The organism is Micromonospora sp. NPDC005161, assembly GCF_053599855.1.
The window spans coordinates 305265-329375 of sequence record NZ_JBSFYQ010000002.1 but is presented as its reverse complement, the minus strand read 5'-3'; the positions used below and the strand labels follow the sequence as shown (position 1 = coordinate 329375).

Annotated in this window: 24 protein-coding genes and 1 tRNA gene; 11 read left to right on the top strand and 14 right to left on the bottom strand. The window is 72.0% G+C overall.

What is annotated here, in order from left to right; all coding sequences use genetic code 11:
* Window positions 1-93 precede the first annotated feature (93 nt).
* Window positions 94-876 (top strand): IucA/IucC family C-terminal-domain containing protein, encoded by a 783-nt coding sequence (locus ACWD5O_RS03730; protein WP_449936798.1) that lies wholly within the window; start codon window positions 94-96, stop codon window positions 874-876.
* Window positions 877-883: 7 nt separating this feature from the next.
* Here the strand turns inward: ACWD5O_RS03730 and ACWD5O_RS03725 are convergent, their stop codons facing one another.
* Entirely contained in the window at window positions 884-2707 is a 1824-nt protein-coding gene (locus ACWD5O_RS03725) for a hypothetical protein (RefSeq protein WP_450084471.1), read from the bottom strand.
* Window positions 2708-2918: 211 nt separating this feature from the next.
* Between ACWD5O_RS03725 and ACWD5O_RS03720 the strand changes: the two genes are divergently transcribed.
* Window positions 2919-3629, top strand: coding sequence for a class I SAM-dependent methyltransferase (locus ACWD5O_RS03720; RefSeq protein ID WP_450084470.1), 711 nt, complete (start codon window positions 2919-2921; stop codon window positions 3627-3629).
* 140 nt (window positions 3630-3769) lie between these two features.
* Here the strand turns inward: ACWD5O_RS03720 and ACWD5O_RS03715 are convergent, their stop codons facing one another.
* Window positions 3770-4312, bottom strand: a complete 543-nt coding sequence (locus tag ACWD5O_RS03715; protein ID WP_354967208.1) for a YbhB/YbcL family Raf kinase inhibitor-like protein — start codon at window positions 4310-4312, stop codon at window positions 3770-3772.
* 139 nt (window positions 4313-4451) lie between these two features.
* Here ACWD5O_RS03715 and ACWD5O_RS03710 point away from each other — a divergent pair, with 139 nt between their 5' ends.
* On the top strand, window positions 4452-4607 hold the full coding sequence (locus ACWD5O_RS03710) for a hypothetical protein (RefSeq protein ID WP_354967207.1): 156 nt from the start codon (window positions 4452-4454) through the stop codon (window positions 4605-4607).
* 132 nt (window positions 4608-4739) lie between these two features.
* Window positions 4740-5957 carry a low temperature requirement protein A gene (locus ACWD5O_RS03705; RefSeq protein ID WP_449936746.1) on the top strand — a complete coding sequence of 406 codons (1218 nt, stop codon included), beginning with the start codon at window positions 4740-4742 and terminating at the stop codon, window positions 5955-5957.
* Here ACWD5O_RS03705 and ACWD5O_RS03700 read toward each other — a convergent pair.
* Both ACWD5O_RS03700 and ACWD5O_RS03695 read right to left on the bottom strand, forming a co-directional pair.
* Window positions 5944-6843 (bottom strand): 2-hydroxyacid dehydrogenase, encoded by a 900-nt coding sequence (locus ACWD5O_RS03700; RefSeq protein ID WP_449936748.1) that lies wholly within the window; start codon window positions 6841-6843, stop codon window positions 5944-5946. The genes ACWD5O_RS03705 and ACWD5O_RS03700 overlap by 14 nt on opposite strands.
* A gap of 108 nt (window positions 6844-6951) precedes the next feature.
* Window positions 6952-7038, bottom strand: a tRNA-Ser gene (locus ACWD5O_RS03695).
* 181 nt (window positions 7039-7219) lie between these two features.
* On the opposite strand from ACWD5O_RS03695, the gene ACWD5O_RS03690 reads away from it, so the two are divergent.
* Complete coding sequence (locus ACWD5O_RS03690) at window positions 7220-8197, top strand: NAD(P)H-quinone oxidoreductase (protein WP_387325118.1); 978 nt, start codon at window positions 7220-7222, stop codon at window positions 8195-8197.
* A gap of 30 nt (window positions 8198-8227) precedes the next feature.
* Here ACWD5O_RS03690 and soxR read toward each other — a convergent pair whose 3' ends face one another.
* Window positions 8228-8686, bottom strand: a complete 459-nt coding sequence (gene soxR / locus ACWD5O_RS03685; protein WP_074315362.1) for a redox-sensitive transcriptional activator SoxR — start codon at window positions 8684-8686, stop codon at window positions 8228-8230.
* A 47-nt stretch (window positions 8687-8733) separates the two neighbouring features.
* On the opposite strand from soxR, the gene ACWD5O_RS03680 reads away from it, so the two are divergent.
* Window positions 8734-9441, top strand: a complete 708-nt coding sequence (locus tag ACWD5O_RS03680) for a transketolase (RefSeq protein ID WP_449936751.1) — start codon at window positions 8734-8736, stop codon at window positions 9439-9441.
* 2 nt (window positions 9442-9443) lie between these two features.
* Window positions 9444-10346 carry a transketolase family protein gene (locus ACWD5O_RS03675; RefSeq protein WP_449936753.1) on the top strand — a complete coding sequence of 301 codons (903 nt, stop codon included), beginning with the start codon at window positions 9444-9446 and terminating at the stop codon, window positions 10344-10346.
* 4 nt (window positions 10347-10350) lie between these two features.
* Here ACWD5O_RS03675 and ACWD5O_RS03670 read toward each other — a convergent pair whose 3' ends face one another.
* Window positions 10351-11055 carry a glycosyltransferase family 2 protein gene (locus ACWD5O_RS03670; RefSeq protein WP_354967225.1) on the bottom strand — a complete coding sequence of 235 codons (705 nt, stop codon included), beginning with the start codon at window positions 11053-11055 and terminating at the stop codon, window positions 10351-10353.
* Between the two features lie 124 nt (window positions 11056-11179).
* Here ACWD5O_RS03670 and ACWD5O_RS03665 point away from each other — a divergent pair, with 124 nt between their 5' ends.
* The gene (locus ACWD5O_RS03665) at window positions 11180-13399 is read left to right on the top strand and encodes a hypothetical protein (protein WP_449936755.1); all 2220 of its coding nucleotides are present in this window, start codon (window positions 11180-11182) and stop codon (window positions 13397-13399) included.
* 189 nt (window positions 13400-13588) lie between these two features.
* Window positions 13589-15190 (top strand): ricin-type beta-trefoil lectin domain protein, encoded by a 1602-nt coding sequence (locus ACWD5O_RS03660; RefSeq protein ID WP_449936757.1) that lies wholly within the window; start codon window positions 13589-13591, stop codon window positions 15188-15190.
* Window positions 15191-15258: 68 nt separating this feature from the next.
* On the opposite strand, the gene ACWD5O_RS03655 is transcribed toward ACWD5O_RS03660, so the two are convergent.
* The 6 genes from ACWD5O_RS03655 to ACWD5O_RS03630 all read right to left on the bottom strand — a co-directional run bounded on the left by ACWD5O_RS03655 (window position 15259) and on the right by ACWD5O_RS03630 (window position 21083).
* On the bottom strand, window positions 15259-15876 hold the full coding sequence (locus ACWD5O_RS03655; RefSeq protein WP_354967199.1) for a hypothetical protein: 618 nt from the start codon (window positions 15874-15876) through the stop codon (window positions 15259-15261).
* Between the two features lie 56 nt (window positions 15877-15932).
* Window positions 15933-17363: a sensor histidine kinase gene (locus ACWD5O_RS03650; RefSeq protein WP_449936801.1), complete on the bottom strand. Its 1431-nt coding sequence runs from the start codon at window positions 17361-17363 to the stop codon at window positions 15933-15935.
* Between the two features lie 46 nt (window positions 17364-17409).
* Window positions 17410-18102, bottom strand: coding sequence for a response regulator transcription factor (locus ACWD5O_RS03645; RefSeq protein ID WP_354967198.1), 693 nt, complete (start codon window positions 18100-18102; stop codon window positions 17410-17412).
* A gap of 103 nt (window positions 18103-18205) precedes the next feature.
* Complete coding sequence (locus tag ACWD5O_RS03640; protein ID WP_449936804.1) at window positions 18206-18718, bottom strand: hypothetical protein; 513 nt, start codon at window positions 18716-18718, stop codon at window positions 18206-18208.
* Window positions 18719-18841: 123 nt separating this feature from the next.
* The gene (locus tag ACWD5O_RS03635) at window positions 18842-19843 is read right to left on the bottom strand and encodes an aminoglycoside phosphotransferase family protein (RefSeq protein ID WP_387325100.1); all 1002 of its coding nucleotides are present in this window, start codon (window positions 19841-19843) and stop codon (window positions 18842-18844) included.
* Window positions 19844-19910: 67 nt separating this feature from the next.
* Complete coding sequence (locus tag ACWD5O_RS03630) at window positions 19911-21083, bottom strand: thiolase family protein (RefSeq protein WP_387325097.1); 1173 nt, start codon at window positions 21081-21083, stop codon at window positions 19911-19913.
* A 129-nt stretch (window positions 21084-21212) separates the two neighbouring features.
* On the opposite strand from ACWD5O_RS03630, the gene ACWD5O_RS03625 reads away from it, so the two are divergent.
* A complete protein-coding gene (locus ACWD5O_RS03625; RefSeq protein ID WP_387325094.1) occupies window positions 21213-21641 on the top strand; it encodes a PH domain-containing protein in 429 nt (142 codons plus the stop codon).
* Between the two features lie 26 nt (window positions 21642-21667).
* Here ACWD5O_RS03625 and ACWD5O_RS03620 read toward each other — a convergent pair whose 3' ends face one another.
* Both ACWD5O_RS03620 and ACWD5O_RS03615 read right to left on the bottom strand, forming a co-directional pair.
* Complete coding sequence (locus ACWD5O_RS03620) at window positions 21668-22582, bottom strand: rhomboid family intramembrane serine protease (protein ID WP_387325091.1); 915 nt, start codon at window positions 22580-22582, stop codon at window positions 21668-21670.
* Window positions 22583-22682: 100 nt separating this feature from the next.
* Entirely contained in the window at window positions 22683-23213 is a 531-nt protein-coding gene (locus tag ACWD5O_RS03615) for a peptidylprolyl isomerase (RefSeq protein ID WP_354967193.1), read from the bottom strand.
* An 84-nt stretch (window positions 23214-23297) separates the two neighbouring features.
* On the opposite strand from ACWD5O_RS03615, the gene ACWD5O_RS03610 reads away from it, so the two are divergent.
* Window positions 23298-24065, top strand: a complete 768-nt coding sequence (locus ACWD5O_RS03610; RefSeq protein ID WP_354967192.1) for a hypothetical protein — start codon at window positions 23298-23300, stop codon at window positions 24063-24065.
* Window positions 24066-24111 lie beyond the last annotated feature (46 nt).

The following is a 24111-nucleotide window of genomic DNA, read 5'->3' as shown; positions in this document are numbered from 1 at the left end:
TGTGGTTAGGCTAGCCTTAGCTCAGGACGGCAGGGTCGTCCGCCGAGGTGCTCCTCGGTCACGCGGACGGGGGATGACACGGTGACAGCGGTGATGCCGAGGCGGGACGTGACCGCCACGCCGCTCGCCCCCGTCACCGCGGCACTGCGTGCCATGTTCGGCACCGACGATCTTCCCGGGCTCGCACCGGGCCTGCTGGTCGACGACGAGTTCGGCTGGGCGCCCGCGACCACCCTGATCGACGGCAGTCGGCTGCCCGATCTGCTGCACGCCGCCACACTGCGCTGGGGCGGCACGCCGCACGCCTGCGCCGCGCTGGCCTGGAAGTCGTACAGCTACTGGACGGCGCTGCCGGTCGTGCTCGGCTGGGCCTCGGCCCGGCGGGTGCCGCTGCTCGACCCGTCCGACGTGCTGATCCACTTCGAGGACCACCGGCCGCTGCTCACCCTGGGTCTGCGCCGCAGCACCACCGTGGCGGTGCTGCCGAACGACCCGCTGGCGCTGGCCGGCCACCCGGAGGTGCGGGTCGTCGCCGGCGAAGCGGAGCTGCTGGCCGCGCTGCGCGCCTCGCTCCTCGACGCCCACCTGGCCCCGCTCATCGCGGCGATCCAGGCGGAGGTCCGGGTCGGCACCCGGACGCTGCTCGGCTCGGTCGCCTCCGGCATCTCGCACGGCATCCTGCGGGCCGCGGACGGGCTGCCCGGCCCGACGGTGCAGACGATCGACACCCTGCTCGGCGCGCTCGACCTGGCGGACCTGGTCGAGCTGGTGCCGGGGCCGACCGGTGAGCCGAGCGTGCAGCGGCGCACCTGCTGCCTCGCCTTCACGCTGCCCAGCCCGAAGGTCTGCCAGGGCTGCTGCGTCCGCCAGGCCTGAGCCTCGGTCAGTCGGTCAACGGCCGCACGTCCCACACCCACACTCCGCCGGTGAAGATCGGCTGGATCCCGGTCAGCTCGGTCATCCCCCGGCGCAGTGCCGCCTCGTACTCCTGTGGCCCGAGGATGACCACGCCGGCCCGCCAGTAGCGCAGGTCGTCGACCGCCTTCACCCGGCTCTGGGGGGTGATCGGCGGCACCGCGCCGGTGCGCCGGATGGTGCCGAAGAAGCTGCTGGTGGGGCGGGGTGGTGCGGTGAACAGCGCGATCCGCGGCTTCTCGGCGTTCCGGCGGGTGTCCGGGCCGAGGAAGTAGCCGCGGGCCAGGGGCATGTCCAATCGGGTCGCTGCGGACCAGCGCAGCGGCTCCGCGTAGTTGGTGTCCGGCAGCGGCAGGGTCACCACACTGCGCCCGCCGGCCACGTACGGCCGCCAGGCCCCACTGGTGACGAAGGCGGGGACCGGGTCGAGGCGGGCCACCGGTAGCGGGGTGGGCAGGATCGGCAGCAGGGCCATCGTGAGCACGGTGGCCGTGACGAAGCGGATCTGCCGTCGAGCGACCGGCTGCGACTGGGCCAACTCGCGCGCCCGCTCGGCGCCGTAGGCGAGCAGCAGCCCGATGATCGGGGTGATCGCCAGGGCCCACCGGGTCGGCACCACCGAGTGCAGGACCGGCAGATTCTCCAGCGCCGCCCAGGGCCCCGGCACGCCGGTGCCCCTGCCGGCGAACCGGATCACCCGGCCCAGTGAGAGCACCGCGAAGAGCAGCCCGAGGGCGGCCAGCCCGAGCACGACGACCGAGCGGCGCAGCCACCAGACCAGGGCGATCACCAGCACCAGCAGCGGCCACCCGAAGAAGCTGTTCTCCTCCGTCGGGTTCTTGGCCAGGCTCGCCGCCGTACGCGGGCTGCCGGCAAGCGACTCCCGGGAGTACGCGACGAACGAGGCGAGGTCGCTGGAATAGCCGCGGATCAGGCGGGACAGCCCGGAGTACGCGCCCGGCCCGAAGAACTGGACGTAGAGCGGGTACGCCAACAAAAGCCCGGCGACCCCGGCGGCGACGGCCAGACCGGCGAGGAACGGCCGGGCCCGTGATCGCAGCTCCCGGCGGCCGAGGGCGAGCGCGCCGACGATCACGCCCAGCCCGATCGCCGTCATCAGCAGGATCTCCAGGTTGAGGAAGGCCTGCCAGACGATCACCAACGCGAGGAGCACGCCGTTGCGCAGCCAGCGGCCCGGCTCGCCCAGCCGCAGCGTTCGCCAGATGATCAGTGGGACCACGAACTGCGACACGATGTTCGGATGCGCATTGGCGTGCGACACCATGGCCGGCGCGAACGCGCAGAAGCCGGCACCCAGCCAAGCCGGCCCGCGGGCGCCGATCAGGACCCGGGAAAGCAGGAAGTACCAGGCCGTGGCGGTGGCAATCATTCCAGCGGTGAGAAAGAGCAGGAATGCCGCGCGCGGTCCGAGGAGCACGGTGACCGGTGTCATTGGCAGCGAAACGGATAATACGGATGTATTCGCCATGAGATTGACGCCGTCCGGCACGTTCATCCGGTCCGAATGGAACGGATATGCGAAATGGGTGACGACCCGTGCACCGTGCGCCATCATCCATTCGAACTGCGACTGATCTGAGCGGTTGTCCCGTACCCCGCTGCCCGGTTCCAGCCAGAGCCGCCCGGTGACCCAGAAGCCGAGCACCACGAAGCTCAGCACGGCGGCCAGATCGGCCCGCTTGCCGCTGCCGGCCGCACGGACGCCATCGCCCTGCGCCGTCGACGCGGCGACCGGGCCGCCTCCGGGCGCGTCCGATTCAGGAGTAGTCATGGCAATTCATAGGGTAGTCAGCGTATGGCACTGCCGTGACATGTTTCGGGGTACTGCCGTACTATGTGCCGGGTTCGCCGACCGCCGATCACGTGCCCACCCCCGACCGCAATTCGGCCACGCCGCTGCCCCGATTCTTCTGCCATCCGAGCGGATGATTCACTCTGTCGGTCCAGGCACGGGTCGAGTTCATATCGTGAGGAATCGACGCATGGCAGAAATCACTGGGGATCAGCGCGTCCAGTCCGAGGTTCTGGAAGGCCTGGCGACCGCTGTCAACCACCGTCGCTGGTTCGTCGAACTGGCGGTGCCGTACCTCGGTGACGACCCGATCGAGATCGGCAGCGGTCTCGGTGACTACGCGCTGGAATGGTCGCGGCGGCTGCCCCGGTTCACCGCCACCGAGGCCGATCCGGACCGACTGGTGCAGCTCAAGGAGCGCCTCGCCGACCAGCCGAGCATCGATGTCCGGCAGATGCTGCTGCCGCACAACGATCGGGGCGACTACAGCGCCGCGGTCTCGTACAACGTGCTGGAGCACATCGAGGACCACGTGGGCGCGCTGCGCAGCATGCGTGACCTGGTCCGACCCGGCGGTGCCGTGATCATCATCGTGCCGGCGTTCCAGTTCGCCATGAGCCCGGCCGACATCGCCACCGGGCACGTCCGCCGCTACACGAAGAAGACGCTCGGAGCGGCGATGACCGAGGCGGGCCTGACCGTGGAGAAGATCCACTACGCCAACGCGCTGGGGCTGCTCGGCTACTTCATGGCCACCAAGGTCTTCCGGCTGATGCCGAAGGAGGGCCCGATGGTGAAGGTGTACGACACGATCGTCCTCCCCGCCACCAAGGCCGCCGAACAGCGCATCCGCCCCCCGTTCGGCCAGTCCGTCTTCGCCGTGGCCCGCGTCCCCGACTAACCCCCACCCCCGCCCCACCCCGCCCACCCCGCGATCTTGCACTTTCGGTCGTCGACATGCCCCTCATGCCGGGTATGTCCGGGCAGGAAGTGCAAGATCGCGCGGGTCTGGGGGTGGGGGGAGCGGGGGGAGGGGAGCGGTTAGTCCTTGATTTGGTACGTCGGGCGGATCACCGCTCGGGCGAGGGTGTGGAACGTGAGGTTGAAGCCGACGTAGGCGGGGCTGGCGTCGGGGGTCAGGTCGAGACGGTCGACGTCCAGGGCGTGCACCGCGAAGACGTACCGGTGCGGGCGGTCACCGGGGGGCGGAGCCACGCCGCCGTAGCCCTGCTCGCCGTAGTCGTTGCGGACCGAGAACGCTCCACCGAGATCCGCGCCCGCCGCGCCACCCGCGCCGCTGGGCAGCTGGGTGACGCCGAGCGGCACGTTCACCAGCACCCAGTGCCAGAAGCCGCTACCGGTCGGCGCGTCGGGGTCGTAGCAGGTCACGGTGAAGCTCTTCGTCTCGGCGGGGAAGTCCGACCAGGTCAGCTGCGGGGAGACGTTGTCACCCCCCGTGCTGCCGTGCGCGTGCCGGGCATCCATCGGCTCGCCGTTCTGCACGTCGTCACTGGTCAGCGTGAACGAGGGCACCGTCGGCAGCAGCTCGTACGGGTCCGGGGCGATCGGTCGTTCCAGGGTCATCGGGACGCGTCCTTCCGGTTTTCGCGGAGATTCCTGCCCCTTCTTACCCCTTCGCGGCCTCTCCGACGACCGGAAAGCGGTAGTGCCGGGTCAACGGCGCTACCGTTGAGTCTGGGCCAACGCTCCACAGGGGGACCTCGTGGCCGGGATCTGGCGGGACTTCGTAGCAGCCGTCTTCACCGCGCTGCGCCGCCGGGACGAGCGGGCCATCGCCGAGGAGCGCCGGCGCGCGATCGAGCGGCTGGCCGACGAGACGATCCGGGAGAGCCTGCGGGCCACGGACCCACCGGAGTGACGGCGGCGAGGGGTACGGAACCAACCGCTGGCGCGTCTCTCCGCGACGAAAAGCCAGCCACCGGACGCCGGCGCGCCGCTCGGGTTGCCTGAATGACGCCAGCGCGGCGTGGCGAGCGATGAAGATGAGGTGATGGGGCGGATCTTCCGGTCACGGCCGGTGGTGACCGCAGAGACGCACCGTACGACCCTTTTCGAGATCTTCTTCGATCTGGTGTTCGTCTTCGGGTTCATCCGGGTCACCGAGTTCATGAGCGCACGGCCCGCGCCGGTGACCCTGGTGCAGGGTTTCCTCGTCCTCCTGCTGTTGTGGAACTCCTGGCTGGTGTACTCCTGGTTGGGAAACCAGGCCCGAATCGATGTCGGGCTGATCCGTGCCGGCGTCACCGTCGGGATGGCAGCCGTCTTTCTCGCCGCTCTCGTCATCCCCGACGTGTGGGAATCCGGACCGTCAGCGTTGGGACCCCGGCTGATCCTGGTACTGGCCTACATCGTGGTGCGAGTGATCCATCTGGTCCTCTACCACTGGGCAGCGGTGGGCAGTCCACGGCTGCTCCGGACCATTCGCGTGTACGCCCTCACCACCCCACTGTCCTGGGTCCCACTGGTCGTTGGTGCCGTGTTCGGCGGCACCGCGCAGATCCTGCTCTGGACGGCAGCGCTCGTGATCGACATGGGCGGCGGGGTGGTCGCCTCCGTGCTGAGCGGATGGCCCGTGCGCAGCCCGGGCCACTTCACGGAGCGGCACAGCCTCGTGGTGATCATCGCGCTCGGCGAGTCCCTGATCTCGGTGGGCGCCGGGGTCGGGGCGGAAATGATCCGTGGACCGGTCCTGGTGGCCGCGCTCCTCACGCTCGCCGCCACGGTCTGCCTGTACTGGCTCTACTCCCATAGCGCGGCGGCCGCACGGCAGGCGCTGACCATGAATTTCGGCCTGCGACGGGATCAGGTGGCCGCCAACGCCTACACCCTTGCCCACTTCCCGCTGATCGCCGGCACCATCTACCTGGCGCTGGGGGTGGAGCAGGTGCTCGCCGGCCTGGTACATGACGAGTCGCACAGAACCGACGCCGTGAACTGGATCCCGGCCGTCGCCCTGTTCGGCGGGACGGCCCTCTACCTCGCGGGCAGGGCGACGTTCCTGAGTTTCAGCGTCCGGTCCGTGCGGCCGGGGCAATTCCTCGCCCCCGGCGTGGCACTGCTGTTACTTCCCGCCGGACGGTATCTGCCCGGCCTGACCGGTCTCGGCCTGCTCACCGCGTTCCTCGTCGTTCTTGTCAGCTACGAGGCGGCGGCCGGACGCGGGCGAGGGCCCGGTGCCCGGTCGGACCCGGAACTCACGGCCCGATGACGACGTTCGCGAGCGGCTCGCCCGCGGCGTACCGCCGGACCTGGTCGACCAGCAGCCGGCGGGCCCGGGGCGCCAACGCGGCGGTCAGGCCACCGACGTGCGGGCTGATCAGGACGTTCGGTGCGGACCACAGCGGGTGGTCGGCGGGCAGCGGCTCGGGTTCGGTGACGTCCAGGGCGGCGTGCAGCCGGCCCGTGCTGAGCTCGGCGAGCAGCGCATCGCTGTCCACCACCCGCCCCCGTGACACGTTCACCAGCAGGGCGCCGTCGGCCATGCTGGCGAGGAACTCCTTGTTCACCAGGCCCTCGGTCTCCGGGGTCAGCGGCGTGGCCAGGATGACGACATCCGCTTGCGGCACCATCTCCGGAAGATCGGAAACTGGCCGTACGCCGGGGCGGGGGCTCCGCGCCACCCGGCTGATCTCCACCTCGAACCCAGCGAGCCGGCGCTCGATCGCGGCGCCGATCGAGCCGTACCCGACGATCAGCACCCGGGCGTCAGCCAGCCCGGTCGACCAACCCGAGGCCCAGCGGCCCTCGCCCCCGGCCCGGACGAACTCCGGCAGCCGACGCCGGGCGGCGAGGGTGAGCGCCACGGCCAGCTCGGCGGTGGCCGCGTCGTGCACGCCCCGGCCGTTGGCCAGAGTCAGGCCGGGCCGCAGGTACGGCAGGACATGGTCGTAACCGGCGGTCACGGTCTGCACCACCTTGAGCCGGGGCATCCGGGCGATCGGCTCGCAGAAGCGCGGATCGATGATCCCGTACGGAACCGCGTAGAACTCGACGTCGTCCAGATTCTCGGGCACGGGTCGAGTGCCGTCGTACAGCGCAACGTCCAGATCGCCAAGCTCGGCCAACGCGTCTGGGTGAGAGATCAAGTAGCGCACGCCCACAATCATGCTGGATCGCCCCGAGCGGGACCGCTCGCCGTCCACAGACACGTCCCCTGACCGGCGTTTGCGCTGGTCAGGGGGCATTTAAGCTGTTCCGGGGGGCGGAGGGTGTGGGATTCGAACCCACGAAGACATCGCTGCCTTACCGGTTTTCAAGACCAGCGCCATCGGCCACTAGGCGAACCCTCCCGGGCCGCCACCCGGGGGTGCGCGGCCGTGCCTAGTCTGCCATGGCACCGGGCGCGCGGCCCGGCGTCCCTCCCCGACGGGGTGGCGCGGCGCCGGAACCACGTCTGATCGTCCACAGTGGGCAACGGGACGGGATCGAGTGCGCCTGCGGCCCGCAGTGTCATCGGGTAAGACTGAGCCCATGCGAGCCATCACCATTCCGCAGCCCGGTGGACCCGACGCGCTGATCTGGGCAGAGGTCCCCGATCCCGAGCCCGGCCCGGGCGAGGTGATCGTGGATGTGCGGGCCGCCGGAGTCAACCGCGCGGACCTGCTGCAACGGCAGGGGCACTACCCTCCGCCGCCCGGCGCACCCGAATACCTGGGGCTGGAGTGCTCCGGGGTGATCAGCGCGATCGGTCCGGAGGTGACCGGGTGGGCGATCGGCCAGCAGGTCTGCGCCCTTCTGACCGGCGGCGGGTACGCCGAGCGGGTCGCGGTCCCCGCCGGGCAGTTGCTGCCAGTGCCGGCCGGCGTCGACCTGGTCGACGCCGCGGCGCTGCCCGAGGTGGCCTGCACCGTCTGGTCGAACCTGGTCCCGGTGGGCCGCCTGAACTCGGGCGACACGCTGCTGGTGCACGGCGGCGGCAGCGGGATCGGCACCTTCGCGATCCAGTTCGGGGCGGCCCTGGGCGCCACGATCCTGGCGACCGCTCGCGCGACCAAGCATTCCAGGCTGCGCGAACTAGGCGCGGCGCACACGATCGACTACCGGGAGCAGGACTTCGTCGAGGAGGCCCGGCGAGCCACCGACGGCCACGGCGTCGACGTCATCCTCGACATCATGGGTGCGGCCTACCTGGACCGCAACGTCGCCGCGTTGGCCACCGGTGGCCGGCTGGTGGTGATCGGGCTACAGGGTGGCCGCAACGCCGAACTGGATCTCGGCGCTCTGCTGACCAAGCGAGCCAGCGTTCTGGCGACGACCCTGCGCGCCCGGCCGCTCACCGAGAAGGCGGAGATCGTCCAGGGCGTACGGGACGAGGTGTGGCCGTTGATCGAGGCTGGCAGGATCCGGCCGGTGGTGGACCGGCGGCTGCCGATGACCGAGGCAGCCGAGGCGCACCGGCTGGTCGAGTCGAACGATCACGTTGGCAAGGTGCTGCTCACCGTCGGGTGACGCCGGGAACCGGGCGGGGCGGGGTGCGCGTCAGGCGGACGCGTCGGCCGCCGGGCGGGGCAGCATCAGGCGGGCGCCAGGCCCCTCCCCGCCGAGGGCGTCACCGGGGTTGTAGAGCGTGCAGCGCTGCAGGGACAGGCAGCCGCAGCCGATACAGCCGTCCAGGTCGTCGCGGAGCTTGGTGAGCAGCCGGATCTTCTCGTCCAGCCGACCACGCCAGCTGGCGGAGAGCCGCGCCCAGTCCTGCGGGCTGGGCGTACGCGCCTCGGGCAGCGAGTCCAGCGCCGCGCGGATCTCGTCGAGCGAGACGCCGACCTGCTGGGAGATCCGGATGAAGGCGACCCGGCGCAGCTCGGCGCGGGCGTACCGGCGCTGGTTGCCGCCGGTACGGTCGGCGCGGATCAGACCGAGCCGCTCGTAGTAGCGCAGCGCCGACGGCGCCACGCCCGAGCGGACGGACAGCTCCCCGATGGTCAGTGAGTCCTGCATCACCCGGTCCTTGAGTTGAAGTGCCCTTCAACTCACAGGCTATCCAGATGACGATGACGACTGCCAACGCGGCCCTGCCGCCGGTGCCGGGGCCGGTGGCCGGCCCGCTGGAGCGGCTACGCGCCGGCCGGGAGTTCGGCGCCAACGTGTACTCCACCATCGATGTGCTCTGGGTGCTCTACCACCGCGTCCTGCGGATCACCCCGGGCACCGTCGACGATCCCGAGCGGGACCGGTTCCTGCTCTCCAAGGGGCACGCCGTGGCCGGCTACTACGCGGTGCTCGCCGCCAAGGGCTTCCTCCCCGCCGGCTGGCTCGACGACCAGGGCGGCCCGGCGAGCCGCCTCGGCGACCACCCGGACCGGACCCTGGTGCCGGGGGTGGAGATCGGCTCCGGCTCGCTCGGGCACGGCCTCGGCCTGGGCGTGGGCACCGCGCTCGGGCTGCGAGCCCAGGGCCTGCTCACTACCCGGGTGTACGTGCTGCTCGGCGACGCCGAGCTGGACGAGGGATCGAACCACGAGGCGATCGCGTACGCCGGCGCCACCGGCCTCGGAAACCTGACCGCCGTGGTTGTCGACAACCACTCGGCCACCCACGGCTGGCCTGGTGGCCTGGCGGCCCGGTTCACGGTGAACGGCTGGACCGCCACCACCGTCGACGGACACGACCACGACGCGCTGCACACCGCCCTCACCAGCCAGCACCGGGACCGGCCGCACGTCGTCGTCGCGGTCGCCAAGACGAAGGAGTGACAATGCGCGACATCTTCACCGCCACCACCACCGAGTTGCTGGCCGAGGATCCGCACACCGCGCTGGTGCTCGCCGACATCTCCGCCGCCGCGTTCGCCCCGGCCGCCGCGCGGCATCCGGACCGGGTGCTCAACGTCGGCATCCGGGAGCAACTGATGGTCGGAGTGGCCGGCGGGCTCGCCCTCACCGGCCTGCGGCCGATCGTGCACAGCTACGCGCCGTTCCTGGTCGAGCGGGCATACGAGCAGCTCAAGTTGGACCTGGACCACCAGGACGCGTCCGCGGTGCTGGTCGGCGTCGGAGGCTCGTACGACCGCGCTGCGTCCGGCCGCACGCATCTGTCCCCGGCGGACGTGTCACTGATCGACACCCTGCACGGCTGGACGGTGCACGTCCCCGGCCACCCGGGGGAGGTGCCCGCGCTGCTGCGGAACGCGGTGGCCGGCGACGGCTCGGCGTACCTGCGGCTCTCGGTACTGCAGAACGACCGGCCACGCGGCGGCGACGGCTCGCTCGCGGTGGTGCGTGACGCCGGGCCCGGGGCCCCGCTGCTGGTGGCGGTCGGACCAGTGCTGGACGCGGCGCTGGCCGCCGTCGCCGACCTGCCGGTCACCGTGGCCTACACCCACCGGCCGCGACCGTTCGACACCGCCGGGCTGCGGGCACTGGCGGGAACCGAGGTGATCCTGGTCGAGCCGTACCTGGCCGGCACGTCCAGCCGGGTGGTGTCGGCGGCACTGGTGGACCGGCCACATCGGCTGCTCGCCCTGGGGGTGGGGAGGAAGGATCTGCGCCGCTACGGCTCGCCCGAGGACCACAACCGGTGGCATGGGCTCGACAGCGCCGGCCTGCGCCGTTCGGTCGACGCCTTCCTGGCCGGGGCGCTGCTGGCCGCCGGCCGCTGAGCGGTCAGCGAGCCGGCGTGGTGGGACGGCGGCGGGCGCGTTCCCGGCCGAGGATCCAGATCGCCTCGACGCCGTCCTTCCAGGTGATCTTCTTGCCCTCTTCCCGGCCACGCGCCCGGTAGCTGATCGGCACCTCGTACGGCCGGATCCGGCGGCGCAGCAGCTTGCCGGTCACCTCGGCCTCCATGCCGAAGCCGCGCGAGCGCACGTCGAGCGACCGGTAGAGCGCCACCGGCATCAGCTTGAAGCAGGTCTCCAGGTCACCGATGTACGAGTTGAACAGCACGTTCGCCGCCATCGTGACGCCCTTGTTGCCCATCACGTACCAGAAGCTGTAGGCGCTGTGGCTGCCGAAGGTGCGATTGCCGTAGACAACGGTGGCCCGCCCGTCGAGCACCGGGTCGAGGAGCTTGGGGATGTCCTGTGGGTCGTATTCCAGGTCGGCGTCGAGGATGACCATGTAGTCGCCCTCGGCGCTGTCCACCGCCGTCTTGATGGCCGCGCCCTTGCCGGCGTTGCGCTGGTGGGTGATGACCCGCAGGCGGGCGTCGTCGGCGCAACCCAGGATCTCGCCGGTGCCGTCCCGGCTGCCGTCGTCGACCACGACCAGTTCGATCTCACACGGATAGTCCACCGCCAGTGCCTGCTTGAGGGCATCCGCGATGCGTTCTTCCTCGTTGTAGACCGGCATGAGGATCGAGAGCTTCACGGAAATCTCCACGGTGGCGACAATACGTCGGGCATAGCCTAGCCTGGCTGGTCGGGCGAACGCCGGCCGTCACCACCGGGCAGTCAGCGTGGCGGATTCAGCCGGATGGTGTTTACTCTCCGCCATGTCGGCTGCCGGCTCCCTGCTCGCGGCGGTTCCTGCCGCCGCGGTGCTCCTGCTCACCGTCGCGACGAGACCGCGCGGGGTCGACGCGGTGGCACCGCTGCGGCTCGCGGTGGTGCGCGCCACCCTGCTCACCGGCGCGTACGCGGTGCTCGTCGTCGAGTTGCTCGGCGCGCTGCACGCGCTCACCCGACCGGCGTTCGTCGCCGCCTGGCTGCTCTTCCTGACTGCCGCCGCGACGGCCGCAGGGCTGCGGTGGCGCCAGGTGACCTGGCTCGCGCAGCCGGCCGCCGCGGCACCCCGGCCGGTCGCGGTCGGCGCCACCATGGCCGCTGGCACCGGCCCGGAGACGCCCGCCCCGCCCGCCGACGGCGGTGGAGCCGGGCGTGACTCCGTGCCGCGGCGGGTCGATCGGACTCTCGCCGGCCGGCTCGGCAGGGCGGTCGACACCTGGCGTACGGCGGGTCGGGGCGAGCGCTTGCTCGCCGGCACGGTCGGCGGGCTGGTCCTGCTGGAGTTGCTGGTCGCGCTGCTGGCCGAGCCGAACAACTTCGACTCGCAGACGTACCACCTGCCCAAGGTCGAGCACTGGGTGGCCCAAGGCGACCTCGACTTCTGGGCCACGGCCATCCACCGGCAGGTGACCATTCCGCCCGGCGCCGAGTATCTGCTGCTGCACCTGCGCCTGCTCACCGGTGGGGACCAACTGCACAACCTGGTGCAGTGGGCGGCCGGGGTGGCCTGCCTGCTGGTGACCGCGCGGATCACCGCGCAACTCGGCGGCGGCCGGCGGGCCCAGTTGATCACCGCGTTCGTACTGGCCAGCACACCGATGGTGGTGCTGCAGGCAACGAGCACGCAGACCGACCTGGTCTGCGCGGCGTGGGTGGCCTGCGCGGCCACCCTGGTGCTGGACGGGCTGCGCCGCCGTACCGGCTGGGGCACCCTGCTCGCGCTCGGCGCCGCCACCGGCCTGACCGCGGTGACCAAGACCAGCGGCCTGATCGCTGTCGGCCCGCTGCTGGTGCTCTGGGGATTGGCCCAGCTCCGGCTGGCCCTGACCACCGACCGGGCACCGGCCGACGCGACGGCGGTCGGTGGGGTGCGTCGGCCGCGGCCGACCGGCGCGGTGGCGCGCACCGTCGGCGGTTCGGCGCTGATCCTCCTGGTCGCGGCCACGGTGGTCGGTCCGTTCCTGGCCCGGGTGACCGTCGAGTTCGGGCATCCGCTGGGGCCACCCCGGCTGCGCGAGTCGATCCCGATGGAACGACACGACCCGCCGTCGATCCTGGTCAACGCGCTACGGATCGGGCACACCGCGTTCGACACGCCGCTGGCGCCGCTGCGCCGGGTGGGCGCCGAGGCGATCATCGGCGGGGCGGACCTGATCGGCGTCGACCCGCAGGACCGGGCGATCACCTTCGGCCGGGAGGTCTTTCCGGAGCCCGCCTGGTACCCGGACGAGGACCGGGTGGCGTACCCGATCGCCGGAGCACTGGCGCTGATCGGCGCGGCGGTCGCGCTCGTCCGGCCGCGCCGGATCGACCCGGGGCAGGCCGGGCCGATGCGTGGGTACGCGGTGGTGGTGCTGGCCACCGTGCTGCTGCACACCGCGATGATCAAGTGGCAACCGTGGGGAAACCGGCTGCTGCTCTACGCCCTGGTGCTCGCCGTGCCGCTGGCCGGGCTGTGGCTGGACGCGCTCTTCCGCCGCCAGTTCGGCGCTGCGGCAGACAGGCCCGGGACCGACCGGGGGCGGCGGTCGGTGGCCACGGTGGCGGCGGTCAGCGTGCTGGCCACCTCGGCGCTGGCCGGGGTGCTCGCGCTGTCGTACGGGTTCCCACGCCGGCTCGTCGGCAACGGATCGGTCTTCACCACGTCGGACTGGGACACCCGGTTCCTGCGTCGCCCACAGTGGGCCGACGAGTTCCGCTGGGCCGCGGCAGCGGTCCACGACAGCGGTGCACGCCGGATCGGTCTGGTGGAGCAGAACGACAACTGGGAGTACCCGTGGTGGCTGCTGCTGCGGCAGCCGGACGGACGCTCGCCGGACCTGGTGGCGTTGCAGTCGGTGCTGCCGGAACGCCCGCCGGCCGACCCCACCTCGGTGGACGCGATCGTCTGCACCGGCAGCCAGCCGGCGTGCGCCAAGCTGGTCCCGGCCGGCTGGCGACTGGAGTTCCGCGGCTACGTCGGTTACGCGCTGCCGCCCGGCCGCTGACCGCCGGACCGCATCGCCCGCAGCGAGCCCGGACCACCCACCCCGCACCCACGCCGCCCGGATCGTCCGATCCGGGCGGTTCTGCATCCCGCGCGCAAGGATCCGAAGCGTATTCACATCCGTTGATCAGCACGTTACCGTCTGGTAACTCAATCGACGTCCCGCGATTGAGCCGAAAGGAGTGCGTCGATGCCTGCTACCCCCGCCAGGCCCGAACGCGCGACCCGACGACGGGCTCTCACCGTCGCCGTCGCCGTCGCCGCTCTCGTCCTGCCGATGCTCGCCGGACCGGCCGCCCCCGCCACCGCCGCCGACCGGCCGAGCGTCCAACCACTCCCCGCCAACCTGGAGGCCATCCGGGCCGCCGAGGCGACCGCCCTCTACGGCACCCCGGCGATCCGCCCGATCGACCAACGCCGCACCACGCTGATCACCATGGGTGACAGCGAGATCTCCGGTGAGGGGGTCGGCAACTACGTCCCCGGCACCCACGAACCCGGCAACTGGTGCGACCGCTCGTACGACCAGGCGCTGTTCCGCACCGGCATCCCCTCGGACGCGCAGTACAACCTGGCCTGCTCCGGCGCCACCCCGTGGAACCTGATCGCCGGCGGCCCGACCCAGCACAACGAGCTGAACCAGGGCGACTACCTGGGAATCAAGGCGCGTAACACGCACGTGAAGCTCATCTGGGTCGTCGTCGGCGCGAACGGCGACGGCACCATCCAGTTCGGCCCGGTCGCCACCGACTGCGCGATCAGCCGGGTCTTCTTCCAAGGCCCCTGCTACCCGCGCTACACCGACCAGTGGACGATCCGCACCGACGGCAGTCGGCAGGCCGTGGTCGACGCGCTCAACGACATCCGGCAGACCATGACCAACGCCGGCTACCTCCGCTCGGACTACGAGCTGGTGCTCATGTCGTACCCGAGCCCGGGCAGCCCGGACGTGGAGGACAACCCGAACTTCCCCGGCTGGTACTCCGGCGGCTGCCTGCTCTACCTCGCCGACGCGGCGTTCGCCCGGAACAAGGCCGTACCGATGTTCGAGTCGGCGCTGCGCGCCGCGGCCACCCAGACCGGCACCCGCTACCTGGATGCCAGCCGGCTCTTCCACGGCCACGAGGTGTGCACGGACAACACCTCGGTCCGCGGCCTCTACATCGAGTTGGGAATCTGGGACGAGAACGCCGCCCGACAGTCGTTCCACCCCAACGCCCGCGGACACGGCATGTTCGCCCAGTGCATCACCCAGTTCTGGAACTCGGGGCAGGATCGGGCCAGCTGCGTCGACCCGGCCAGCACCGGCGGCGGCGTGCTCTACCCGGGGTTGCTGGAGTTCAAGCAGCTGCGCAACCTGGCCACCGGCACCTGTGTCGACGGCAAGGGGTACGACTCCCGCAACGGCACCGTCCAGCAGCCGTACGCCTGCCACGGTGGGCGTAACCAGGGCTTCTGGTACGACCCGGGCCGACGGTCGCTGCACTCGGAGCTGTCACACGACCGATGCCTCGACATCGCGAACGGGTCGCTGACCTCCGGCACCGCGGTCAACATCTACGACTGCAACGGCACCCCCGCCCAGCAGTTCGTCTTCGCCGGCAACCAGATCAAGCCGGCCGGCGCCAGCAACCTCTGCGTGGCGTTCGACAACCCGTGGCTGGGCAGTCCCCGGCTGCGGTTGGCCGGCTGCTCCACCAGCACCCGGCAGCAGTGGTCGTTCGAGCCCCGGACCGCCGCCAACCCGGTCGGCTACGGTCACGACGACTTCATCGGCTCCCGCGTCTACTGACGAAGTGAAAGGAAGGGCCCCTTATTAACGCCTGGCGTTAATAAGGGGCCCTTCCTTTCACTGGGCGCTTACTTGGCGCGGGGGATGAGGATGAGGCGGGCCACGCCCTTGTCGCCGTCCTTCGCGCCGGCGACGCCGAGCGTCGTACCGACCTTCACGTCGCTCGGCTGCACGGTGGCGCGCCGCTCGACGACCCGCAGGTCGTCACCGAAGGTCCACGTCATGGTGAAGCCGTCGGTGGACTTCACGGTCATCGAGTCGCCGTCGATCGCGGTCACCTCGCCGCGCTGCACGGCGACCGTCTTCGTACCGCCGTCCTTCGTCTGCACCACCGCCTCACCGTGCAGGGTGTTCCTGCGCAGCAGCACCCGGGCCTGGCGGCGCTTGCGCCACTCCTCGCCGCGCTTCTGCCGCGCCTTCTCCTGCGCGCTCGGGGAAGCGCCGGGCGTGGCCGACCCGCCGGGTGCCGGGGCGGCCGGCGCGGCGACGGTCTGCACGTCCAGGTCGTTGGCGTCGAAGCCCATGGCGGCCAGTGCCTGGCCCTCCACACCCATCGCCGCGGCGACCTCGACCGCGGCCTCCCGGGCGGGTTGGCTGGCCACCTCGGCCGCGCCGCAGCCGCTGACGCCGAGCGCGACCACCGCGAGCAGTGACGTGGTGACTGCCGCAGATCCCCAACGTGGCATGACTCTCCCTCTCGTCCGTGGAGCCCTAAGCCTGCCCGGCGACGACGAGCGGATCATCAGGCCGATGTTCGGGTCTGGTAAGGATCTCCGGGCAGCCGGACCGTGAACGCGGCGCCGCCCTCCGGCGCGTGACCCGCGACGATTTCTCCGCCCAGCCGGCGGACCAGCCCGGCGGCCAGTGCCAGCCCCAGCCCGCTGCCCACCTTGCGCACCCCCCGGTAACGCTGGTGCAGCGCACCGCGCTCGAACGCCACCGCCAGATCGTCGTCGGTGAAGCCGGGCCCGCCGTCGCGGACCTCCAGCACGCCGCCAGCGGCCGGGTCCGCGCCGGCCGCCCGGACCGCGAGCACCACCGGCGCCCCCGGGGGTACGACCCGCAGCGCGTTCTCCAGGAGCCCGTCCACCACCTGCCGGATCCGCCCCGGATCGGTGTACACCGGCACCGGCCCGCCCGGCGTCTCCACCCGGAACGGCACTCCGACCGCCATACACCGGCCGGACCAGGTCGCTTCGGCGTCGACGGCCAGCCGGGCCAGGTCCACCGGCACCGGTTCCAGCGGGAAGTCGGCGGCCTCCAGCCGGGCGAGCGCCAGCAGGTCGCCGATCAACCGGTCCAGGTGCTGGGCCTCGGCCAGCACCGTCCGGCCGGTGCTGGCCGTGCCGTCCGCGTCGATCACCCCGTCGGCCAGCGCCTCGGCGTACCCCCGGATCGCGGTCAACGGGGTCCTCAGCTCGTGCGAGACGGAGAGCAGGAACTCCCGCTGCCGGCCCTCGCTGGTGGCCAGCGCGGCGGCCAACCCGTTCAGCGCCTCGGCCAGGTCTGCGACCTCGTCCGGCGGCTCGACCGGCACCCGTATGGTGCGGTCCCCGGCGCGCAGGCGAGCGGCGGCGGTGGCCGCGGCACGAATCGGCCCGGCCAGCCAGCGGGCCAGCAGCAGCCCGGCCACCACGCCGGCGGCGAGCCCGGCCAGCAGTGGCAACCAGAGGCTGAGCAGCACCTGCCGCCACAGCCCGGTCCCCGAGGCGCGGGAGAGGACCACCCCGTTGCCGCCGGGCAGCGCCCGGCCCTCGACCAGTGCGCGCCTGCCGTTGACCGGGCGACGGACCGACACGTTGCGACCCTGCTCGATCCGCTGCACCACCCGAGGCGGCAGGCCCGGCCGGTCGACCGCCCCCCGCCGGATCAGGTACGCGTCGATGTCCTGGGCGCGCAGTTGCTGGATGAGCCGCTCTTCGTCGGCGGTACGACCCCGGTCCAGCCGGGTCCGCAGCACCTCGGCGGCGAGTCGGGCCTGCGCGGCGAGCGCCTCCTGATCGCGTCGCTCCGCGCCCTGGATCGCCAGCGGGACCGCGACGATCGCGGTGACCAGCACCGACACCAGCGCCACGGCACAGGTGACCAGCACCGCCCGGGCGGTCAGCGTCCGACCGAATCGGCTGCGCCGGGACGCGGCCGGGGGTTGGGCGCCGACCACCGGCAGCGCCATCGTCGGCGACTCCGGTCGCGCCGCGGGCTGCTGCCAACCGGGACGGTCAGGCATCGGCCGCGTACCCCACGCCGCGGTGGGTCCGGATCACGCTGGCCGGGCCAAGCTTCGCCCGCACCTGTGCGACGTGCACGTCGACGGTGCGGGTGCCGGCGTGTGCGGCGTAGCCCCACACGCCGGCCAACAACTCCTCCCGGGTGAAGACCCGCCCGGGCCGGGCCATCAGGTGGGCCAGCAGGTCGAACTCGGTGGAGGTGAGCTGCACCGGCGCGCCGGCGGCGGTGACCGTCCGCCGGGCGGGGTCGAGCGTCACCGGACCGACGACACGGGCCCGGTCCGCACCCTCCGGGCCGCCGGCGGAGCGGCGTAGCACCGCGCGCACCCGGGCCACCAGCTCACGGGGGCTGAACGGCTTGGTGACGTAGTCGTCGGCGCCCAACTCCAGGCCGACGATCCGGTCCACCTCGTCGTCCCGGGCGGTGAGGAAGATGACCGGGGTCCAGTCGCCGCCCTCGCGCAGCCGGCGGCAGATCTCCGTGCCGGGCAGCCCGGGCAGGGCGATGTCCAGGACGCAGGCCACCGGGCGCAGCCGGCGGGCGGCGGTCAGGCCGGCCTCGCCGTCCCGTTCCAGATGGACCCCGAACCCGTCGCGGGTGAGATAGAGCCGGACCAGGTCGGCGATGGCCGGCTCGTCCTCGACCACGAGGACGAGCCCGCGGTGCGGCGGTTCGACGGTCACCGGCCCATGATTGCCGACCCGGTGCGCTCGGTGCGATCAGCGCGTGTTCGAGTTCGGTAAAGGCGGGGCGAAAGGCCGCCGCGAGCGGTGGAGCGGTGGGGCGTCAGCGCGCCACGACGGGTCGCGGCACGCTGGGCCTCGCAGCGACCGGCACCTCGCCGATGGTGGCGACGATCCGCTCCCGGGGGGTACGCAGACGAGTCCGGAAGGCGTGGTTGAGCAGCGCGTCGAGCTGCCACACCCGCTTCGGATGCGTGGTGTGGATCAGGAACCGCTCGCGGATCCCATCGATGGCGGTGGCGGCCAGCTCGACCGAGTGCAGCCGCGGGTCGGGGCTCCAGGTGACGTTGCTCAGCTCGCGCAGCTCGGTGTTGAGATGCAGGCGCAACCGGTGCAGCAGCCGGGTCTGCTGGGTCACCACCAGCCGACGGTGGGTGAGCAGCAGCAGGTAGTCGCCGGTGACCGGACGGTCCGGACGGCTGCAGCGGGTGACCAGGATGGTGGCGTCACCGGAGCCGACACAGCGCCGGAAGACCGGCATGTGCCGGTTCAGGGTCTGCGCGGCCAGGCCAGCCTCGGCGGCGGCCGGAAGGAACGTTCGGGAGAAGACGTCCATGACCTGCCCAACGACCTCCTCAGCGGAGGTGACGTGGGTCACGCCGATTTTTTGGAAGTTCCACGCGGCGCGTCGCACCGCCTGTCCGACTTCCCACCCGTACGGATCGTGGTCAGAAGTGGGTCAGAGCGGGCTGGGCTCGAACAGCTCGCCGAGCCAGCCGGGGACCGCGTCGGCGTACTCGGCCCGGGCCGGATCGGCCGTGTCCAGAGCGCGCCGCCAGGAGAGCGACCGGCTGACCGCGCCCAGGTTCATCGCCAGGTCCGCGGCCTCAACCAGGGTCCGACGGTCGTACCGGTCGGTCCACGCCTCCAGGTAACCGTCGCGCAGCCGGGCCAGCCGGGCGTCGTCGGCAGCCAGGTCGGTGGCGTACCGGATGGAGCGAAGGGTCACCAACAGCGTGCCGAACGGGTGCGCCACCGAGGCGTCGCCCCAGTCGAAGTAGCGGTACCCGGTCGGGCCGGCGAACACATTGCCGTCGTGCAGGTCGTCGTGCTGCACAGTGGCCGGGATGCCGAAGTCGGCGAGCCGGCGGCACCGCTCGGCGTACGCCGGCAACTCGGCCTGCAGCCGCTCGTACGTCTCCGGGCTGAGCCCGCCCTCGTCGCCGATCCGCAGCGACTCGCGATCGTCGAGCAGTTGGGCGAGCAGCCCGGCGAGCACCTCGGGACGGTGGTCCGGCACGCCGAGGGCGATCAGTTCCTCGGCCCGTGACGCGGTGGCCAGTTGAAGCGCGGCGTAACCGGGCAGCGCCCGCTCCCAGTGCGCCAGGTCCGCGTCGCGGCCCAGGACGTCCCGCAGCGACTCTCCGCCGTCGGGCAGCAGCGACCAGCCCCGAGCCGGGTCCACCGCGATTGGTGCGAGCACCCGCTCGGGCGCCAGCCCGGCCAGCGCCGCGATCAGGACGGCCTCGTGCACGGTGCCCGGGTTGTTGGCCTTGAACCAGACCGGCCCACCGTCGGTGGGCACCCGCCACACCAGCGACCACGGCCGCACCCGCGGCTCCACGGGCCCGGTCACCCGCCGGCCGGCCCGGCTCAGCTGCGCATCCACCCAGGAACGGGCCCGCACCTGCCACTGCTCTCCGGACCAGTCGGGGGCGCGCTCACCGGCGATCGTCGTCACAGCGCGCACCCTAGGCGGCCGAGCCGGGCCGGGGCGAGGCCTTTTCCCGTAACGAGCCGGGTGGAGGTCAGAGAAGCTCGACGATGGTGGCGTTGGCCATGCCGCCACCCTCGCACATGGTCTGCAGGCCGTAGCGGATCCCGTTGTCCCGCATGTGCTGGAGCATCGTGGTCATGATCCGGGCACCGGAGCCGCCGAGCGGATGACCGAGGGCGATCGCCCCGCCGCGCGGGTTGAGCCGCTCCGGGTCCGCCTCGGTCTCCGCCAGCCAGGCCAGCGGCACCGGGGCGAACGCCTCGTTCACCTCGTACACACCGATCTCCTCGATGCCCAACCCCGCGCGGCGCAGCGCCTTCGCGGTGGCCGGGATGGGCGCGGTGAGCATGGTGACCGGGTCGTCGGCGGCGACCACGGCGGTGTGGATCCGGGCCAGCGGACGCAGCCCGTGCCGGCTGGCCCACTCGCCGGTGGTGACCGCGAGGGCCGCCGCGCCGTCGGAGATCTGGGACGCGGACCCGGCGGTCACCACCCCGTCGGTGCGGAACGGGGTGGCCAGCTCACCGAGCTTCTCCAGCGAGGTGTCCCGGCGGATGCCCTCGTCGGCGGCGAACTTGCCGCCGTCGGTGAGCGGCACCGACGCGAGCTCCGGGTCGAACGCGCCGGCGTCCTGCGCGGCGGCCGCCTTCTCGTGGCTGGCCAGCGCGAACTCGTCGAGCTGGGTACGCGAGAAGCGCCACCGCCGGGCGATCAGCTCGGCCCCGACCCCCTGGTTGAACGGCAGCGCCGCGTCGTCGGCGAAGCCCTCGACGCCCCGGTAGCGGTCCCGCAGTTGGTCGCTGAACGGCATGCCGCCGGCCACACTGGAGCCCATCGGCACCCGGGTCATCGACTCCACCCCGCCGGCGACCACCAGATCGGCCTGGCCGGAGAGGACCGTCGCGGCGGCGAAGTGCAGCGCCTGCTGGCTGGAGCCGCACTGCCGGTCCAGCGTGGTGCCGGGCACGGACTCGGGCCACCCGGCGGCGAGCACGCCGTTGCGGGCGATGTTCCAGGACTGCTCACCGACCTGGGACACGCAGCCCCAGAAGACGTCGTCGACCAGTGCGGCGTCGAGCCCGGTGCGCTCGGCGAGGGCGCGCAGCACGTGTGCTGAAAGGTCGACCGGGTGGACGCCGGCGAGGCTGCCCTTGCGCCGCCCGACCGGAGTGCGTACCGCGCCGACGATGACCGCGTCACTCATGTTTACTCCCGGGTAACTTGGGCTGTCCCGATCCTACGTCGTCCACGGACCGGTCGTCCGCCCCCGGTCTGGCCCGGCCGCGAACGGGTGCCGGCGCGGTCCCCCGGCGAACGCTGGCATGCTGGCCGGATGGATGCCGAAGCTTTCCCGGACCGGCAGTGGCGGGTACCGGCGGGCGTGCCGCTGGCGAAGCTGGCCGGCGCGGTCGTCCTGGTGGCGCTCGGCCTGCTCCTCGCCGAAGGCGACCCGGTGCAGCTGGCGCTGATCGGGCTGGTCGTCGCCGGCCTGCTCGGCTGGGCGCTGCGCGACCTGCTGGCGCCGGTCCGACTCGCGGTCGACCCGGCCGGCGTGGTCGTCGCCCATGGTTACGCCGGCCGCCGGCTGCTGCCCTGGGCCACGGTCGAGCGGATCACCGTGGACCGTCGACCCCGGCTCGGCCTGACCACCGAACTGCTGGAGATCGACGCCGGGGAGTCGCTGCACCTGTTCGGCCGGTACGACCTGGGGGCCGCCCCGGACGAGGTGGCCGAGGCGCTGCGGGCCGCCCGCCCGGCGTGATCGCCGCCGGACAGTGAGCCGGTCGGTCAGCCGGCGAGCAGCTGCGCGGTGCGGAACAGGACCAGCCCGAGCAGTATCAGCAGGATGATCGCGCCACCGGCGACCTGGACCAGCGTGCGCCGACCGCGCGGCGCGTACGCGAGCACCAGGGCCATCGCCCCGCCGACCACCAGGCCACCCAGGTGCCCCGGGATGGAGATGCCCGGCACGGTCAGCGTGAACACCAGGTTGATCACCAGGATCGGGATCACCTGGGAGATGTCCCGGCCCAACTTGCGTTCGATGATGATGAGCGCGGCGAAGAGGCCGAAGACGGCGGTCGACGCGCCGGCGGTGGCCGAGTTCTGGGCGCTGAACAGGTAGGCCGAGACGTTGCCGCCGAGACCCGCGATCAGATAGAGCGCGCCGAAGCGCAGCGGCCCGAGGTTGGCCTCCAGCGACCGGCCGAGCACCCACAGTGCCCACATGTTGAGCAGCAGGTGGATCACGCCGTAGTGCAGGAACATCGCGGTGACCAGCCGGTACCACTCGCCGTCGGCGATCCCACCGAGCGTGCCGTCGGGGAAGACCGCCAGCCCGAGCACCGAACCCCAGTTGGTCAGCGGCGTGCTGCCGCCCATCAGGCCGCCGAAGCCGGAGCCGCCCACCGCCGCGTCCCCACCACGGTCGGAGGCGATGGAGAGCAGCATGAGCAGCACGTTCAGCGCGATCAGCGCCTTGGTGACGTAGCCGTGCCGGCCGGCGGTACCACCACCGAAGGCGGTACGCGCCGGCCGGACACTGCGGCGTCCCTCGTTGACGCACTCCGGGCACTGGTGCCCGACGGACGCCTCCCGCATGCAGTCCGGGCAGATCGGCCGGTCGCAGCGGGTGCACCGGACGTAGGTCTCCCGGCCGGGGTGCCGGTAGCAGACCGGGGTGGTCGGCGGAGACTCGCTCACCGGGCCGACCCTCCGTCCGCCACCGCGCGGTCCACCGACGCCAGCCGGTGCGGTGCTCCGGAGCGCTCAATCATGCGAGCAAAGGTACCTCGCCTGTCGATCAGGCAGCGGACCGCTCGATCTCGACCCGCTCGATGACGACGTCCTGCAGCGGACGGTCGCTCGGGCCGGTCGGGGTGCTCGCGATCGAGTCGACGATCTTCACCGACTGCTCGTCGGCCACCTGGCCGAAGATGGTGTGCCGGTTGTTGAGGTGCGGCGTCGGGGACACGGTGATGAAGAACTGCGAACCGTTGGTGCCCGGTCCGGCGTTCGCCATCGCCAGCAGGTAAGGCCGATCGAAGCGCAGCTCCGGGTGGAACTCGTCGGCGAACTTGTAGCCCGGCCCGCCCCGACCGGTGCCGGTCGGGTCGCCCATCTGGACCATGAAGCCGCTGATCACCCGGTGCGAGATGGTGCCGTCGTAGTACGGCCCGCTGCCCGGCTGACCGGTGCGCGGGTCGGTGTACTCCCGGTTGCCCTCGGCCAGGTCGATGAAGTTGCGAACCGTCTTCGGCGCGTGGTTGGGGAAGAGCTCCAGCCGGATCGGGCCAGCGTTGGTGTGCAAGGTGGCGTAGACAGCCTCGGCCACGGGTACTCCTCACTCGTTGGTCAGTTCCATGCGGATCCTCCCATGTGCCCGATCTGGCATCGCGGAGGCATCCGAAGGTGGAGGATGACGAAGGAACAACTCCCAGGAGGTGGGACCGTGTTTGGAATCGGGCGGCGTAAGTCCGAGGGGCAGCTGGCCAGGGCCGAGCTGAACCAGAGCATCAGCCACCTGATGCAGGCAGCCAGCCACGCCGCCAAGGGCGCGGGCGCGACGGTCGGTCCACGGGTGCAGATGGCCCGCGGCTACGTCGAGCCGGCCGCGGCGAAAGTGCGCGACAGCGCCTCGACCGGCTGGGGGACGACACTCACCACGCTGGCACCGCTGGCCGCGGCCGCCCGTGACGGCGCCGCGCAGGCGGGGCCGCTCACCAGGAAGGCCAGGTCGAACAACATGCGGATCACCGGCAAGAAGAAGCAGCCGCGCCGTCGCGGATCGAAGATGACCGGGCTGCTCGCAGCGGGCGCCATCGTCGGGTTGGCTGGCGCGGTCGCGCTGCGCCGCCGCCGCGAGCAGCAGGAGTGGGCCGAGTACGACCCAACCCGCAACCTGGAGCCGATGCGCGACGAGGTGGATTCGATCGAGGTACGGACCCCGTCCACCACCAAGGGGACCGACGGGTCCAGCATGGCCGGGATGACCGCCGCCGGTAGTTCGGCGGTGGCCGGTGGCGACAGTGCCAGCACCACCGGTGTCGCCAAGCCGGCCGGCGTCCGCCCGACCGACAAGGTCCCCTCGGTCGCCGAGGGCGCCAAGGACACCTCCGGGCGCCCGGCCGACGACCTCACCAAGGCGCTGGGCAAGGACACCACCCGCACCAACGGCCGCCGCTGACCCAGCGGCAGCGCATCGAGCGCCGGCGACGCGGGTTCCCCGTTCC